Genomic DNA, 5,236 nt, shown 5'->3' on the forward strand with positions numbered 1-5,236 from the left:
TAACTGGAAACTTTACCCTAAACCCAACGGTAGCTCCTGTTTTAGAAGTGAACGCTAATAGCTTATGTTATGATAGTTCTACAGGATTAGTTTTAACTGCCAATGTAACTTCTGGGGGAGTAGCACCATTCCAGTATCGTTTAATAGGAGGAGCTTACCAAAGTGAAGAAGATTTTACAGGTTTAACTCCAGGTAATTATACTATTGAGGTTATTGATAGTAAAAATTGTACTGCTACTGCAAGTATTGATGTTTTTCCAACATTAACTGCCAGCGCTGCATTAATAAAAGATTTAGATTGTTCCGCAACACCAGATGCTGAAATTAGCATTACGATGTCCGGCGGAAATCCAACATTTAATTTCGAGGTTATTAGAGATGGTAGTTCTATACAGGCAAGTACTGCAGTACCTAGTATTCCTTTTTCATATTTCACTACTACTGCTGGTACTTATGAATTTATTATTACAGATACTGAAAGTTGTACGGTTACTACCAATCAAGTTATTGTTACAGCAAACAACCCACCAACAGTAGTTGAAGTTATTACAAATCCTCTTTGTAATACTAGTGCAGATGGCGTTGCTGAATTACAAATCTCAGGTGGTCTAGCTCCGTATCAAATTGTTTTTAATGGTAGTACCCCTTCAACTCAAACTACCTATGCAGGTTTAACAGCTGGAACATATAACTATACCGTAACAGACGCTAAAGGTTGTGTAACAACAGATAGTGTTACCCCTACTGCTCCAGCAGTAATAGCTCCTGGAACAATAAATATAGTTCAAGATTATCGTTGTGATAACTCTTCAGCTACAATTCAAGTTACTGGATATTCTGGAGGAACTCCTGGTTATACCTTTAGTTTAGATGGGGTTAATTTCCAAGGGTTAGATACATTTAGTACTGGAATTACAGCAGGGTCTTATACCATAACTGTTAGAGATGTTAATGGGTGTACTGAAGATACTCCAGCAATTGTAATTGATCCATTAAACGAACCTACAGATTTAACTTTTACTGCAACAGCTCCTAATTGCCCAGCACAAACATCTGATGTAACGGTAAACGTTACCAATGGAAATGCTCCTTTTACTTATGAAATTATTGCCCCTGCAGCAGCAACTACAAATACTTCTGGAGTAAACTCTGGTATATTTACAGCTCTTGCTCCAGATACCTACACCTTTAGAGTTACTGACAATAAAGGATGTCAAATAGAAGAAAATTATACTGTAGTAGATATTCCACGAGTAGCTGCAATTTCGCAATTGACTAATAACGTAAGTTGTTTAGGTGCTACTGATGGTGCATTTACTTTTACAGTAAGTGATTTTGCTACTACTTATAGTTATACTGTAGAAAATAGCGCTACTACAGTAATACAATCGCAAAATAACATAAACCTTACAACTGCAATAGCTGTTAGCGGATTTGCAGCGGATACCTATACGGTTACAATAACAGACGATACAACAAATTGTACAGCAACAACTAGTATGGTAATAAATGACCCTGCAGCTGCTTTAGACTTTACATTTACCAACACACCTGTTACTTGTATAGAAAATAGTACTATAACAGTTACTGCAACTGATGGATGGGGTAGTTATGAATACCAATTAGAGAATACTGTTGGTCCTGCTATAGTTTATGCATACCAAAGTACTAATGTATTTACAAATGTAGCTGCAGGTACTTACACTATTTATGTAAGAGATGCTGGTGGTTGTATTATTGATAAACCAATAACACTTACTACTGCAGATGCTCCAACAATTGCAGTAGATACCTCTTCAGATTTTTGTTATGATGGTACTGATCAGGCTTCATTGGTAATTAATATTACCGATGGTGTAGCTCCATATACTTATAGTATTGATGGTGGTGCGCAAACGGCAGCCGTTGGTAATCCATTTACAATAACAAACTTAGCTCCAAATACTTATAATATTCAAGTAACCGATGCTTATGGGTGTGTTTCTAATATCCTTACAGAAACTATTGAACCTCAATTAACAGCAAACTCTGTTTTAACAAAAGGACTAGATTGTACAGTTTCTCCAGAAGCAGTAATTAATGTTACTATAAATAATGGTTATTTACCATATGCATATTTTGAGGTAAGTACAGATTCTGGTACTTCGTGGAGTACAACAACAACAATAACAGGAAACAGTTTTGCCTATACGGCTGCTACTGCAGGAACTTACGATTTTAGAATTACAGATAATAATGGTTGTACTGTTATTACACAAACTACAGTAAACCCTATAATTAATCCTGTAATTACGTCTTTAGTACAAACCGTTGATATTTTATGTAATGGTGATGAAGGCGCAACAATAAACGTTAATATAGATAATACACAAGGTACTGCTCCTTTTGCTATTTCTGTAGTAAACACAACTACTACTACAAATTATGGTACACAAACAGCTGGTTTACCCGCTGGAACCTATGAGGTAACTGTAACAGATGCAAAGTCTTGTACAGATGTGGAAACTATTATAATTTCAGAACCAAATGTAATTAGTTATAGTATAGACCTTGTACCTATTACTTGTATAGCTACTGGTACATCTCCAGGATCTATAACCGTAGAAAATACAACAGGTGGAGTAGCAGAATATACATATTATTTAACTGGAAATAATGGTTTTTCTGCAACCTATAATACTACCTCAGGAGGTGAAGATCATACGTTCCCTATATTAGAGTTTGGTATTTATGAAGTTGATGTAATTGATGCAAACGGATGTTCTGTAGTAACTACGAACATCATAGCATCTCCTCCAGATGATTTAGATATTGATGTATCTGCATTAACAGCTGATTGTACTACAGGTGGTACTGCAGTAGTAACAGTAACTACAGCAATTTTAGGAACAAATTATGAATTTGGAATTTTAGATAGTTTTGGTGTTCCTTATGCATCAACGTATTATGCTCCTGATGTTGCAAATGGTCCTACTCGTACGTTCACAGGATTAACACCAGGATTAACATATACGTTTGTGGTACATGATATTACTACAAACTGTTATTATTTTGAAACTGCTGCTGCACCAATTAATACACTTTCGAGCCTTACATCTACATTAGATACAGTTTCTAATATTACATGTACAGGAAGTGCAGATGGTAATGTTACCTTCACTTTTGATAATTATGATAGTGGAGCAACACAAGTTAGCTATGAAATTTTTAACTCACAATCTAATGTTACAACTGGAATAGGAAGTACATTAAATGTAAACCCTCCAGCTGTAGGTACTGGTGTAACCGTTTCAAATGCTGGACCACTTCCAAGAGGAATATACTATATCTTATTTACAGAAATAGGAGGAGCATATCCTGGTTGTACTACTACATCAGCAGAATTTACAATTACAGAATCTAATAATTTACTTTCTGTTACTGCAACTGCTGATACTAATGATAATTGTAATGTAAATGCAGGACAAATTTCAGCAATTGGGCAATATGGTACAGCTCCATACGAATATCAACTTGCATTAAGTACAGATCCAGCACCAACTGCTGCTACATGGTCTGGTAGTTCTACCAATGTATTTAATGTAGAAGGTGGAGATTATATCATTTATGTAAAAGATGCAAATAATTGTATTCAATTAGATGCTATAACTTTAATTACAGATCCAACACCAGCAATTAGCGTTGCTATTAATAATCAATGTAGTGCTGCTGAAGGTGCTTATTCTGTAGATATTACTTTAGATGCCATTGGGATTGTACCACATACTATTAGTGTTGATGGTGGTGCACCACAAGCAAGTACATTATCTATTGTTGGCGATGTTATGACGGTTACCAACTTAAGTTCTGGTGCACATACATTTACCATTTCTGATGTAAACGGATGTACTGAAACTGAAAATATTACTATATATCCTCCTTTAACATTAGGAGCTAATGTATCTGCCGCTGATAACTGTGATCCAGCAAATTCTGGTGAAGTAACAGTTACTGCAAACGGTGGATCAGGAAACTATAGTTATACACAAATAACTCCAGCAGGACCAACAAATACAACAGGTGTATTCACTGGTTTAACGCATTCAGTTGCATATACTTTTGAAGTAGAAGATACTACAACAAATTGTTCAACACCTGTAACTATTACACTAGATGCTCCTGCTAACCCAACATTTACTTTAGCACCGACTGCTGTTAGTTGTTTTGGAGGAAATAATGGAACTATTACAGTAAATTTAAATGCCGGGAATATTGATGTTGCTTATGCATATAGTTTAGATGGTGGAACCACAACGCAACCAACAAATGTATTTAACGGCCTTACGCAAGGAACATATAATGTAACTGTAATTTCAGCCAAAGGTTGTCAATCAACATTACCTATTGATGTTATAGAACCAACGGAGCTAGATATTACAGCTTCAGCTTCTGCATTTAGTTGTAATGATTCTGCAAGTACCATAAATGTTACTATTAATGATGCAACTCCTGGAAATCCTTCTGGAACAGGACCATATGTTTATAGTTTTGATAACGGAGCTAATTACCAACCAACAAATACTTATGAAGTACCTTTTGGTTCTTCAGATGTAACTGTTGTTGTAAAAGATGCTAATGGATGTACTACTAATGAAATTGTATCCATACCAGCTATCCAAGAGGTAACGGCTAGTATTACTCAAAATCAAATTATTGATTGTGATAATGGTCAAGAAATTATTGAAATTGTTGCAGCAAATGGCTCTGGAACATATACCTATGCAGAGCTTCCAAGTGGTACTGCAGTTGCAGATCCAACAAATATAATATTAACAAGTCCTGGTACTTATATTTATGAAATAACGGATACGGTTACTAATTGTTCCGTTACTGTAGAACATACTATTGCTCCTTATGATTTAATCGATGTAACTGCAGCACTTGTAAGCGATGCTACATGTAGCGATAGTACAGACGGAGTAATACAAGTTACTATTACAGGTTATACAGGTACTTTTAACTATGAAGTGTTTGACAATACTGGTACAGCTGTAGCGGGTACTGCAAACTCTAATAATGCAACAAGTGATCCTTATATTTTCAATGTAGCTTCAACTTTAGGAGCTGGAATATATTCTGTAAGAATTACGGAAACAGCATTCCCTGAATGTGTTGGTACCTCTAATACTGTTACTATAGATGCACCAGAAGCTTTAGCTCTATCTTTAGTAAGCAATGTAAATGCTAATTGTATCGA

The 5,236-nt window shown here is 35.5% G+C and carries 1 pseudogene; it reads left to right on the forward strand.

From position 1 onward, the window contains the following. Positions 1 to 5,236, forward strand: a pseudogene (locus Q0856_RS17720) (hypothetical protein); the annotation flags it as partial.

This window comes from uncultured Maribacter sp., from assembly GCF_947496775.1.
Taxonomy (GTDB): Bacteria; Bacteroidota; Bacteroidia; order Flavobacteriales; family Flavobacteriaceae; genus Maribacter_B.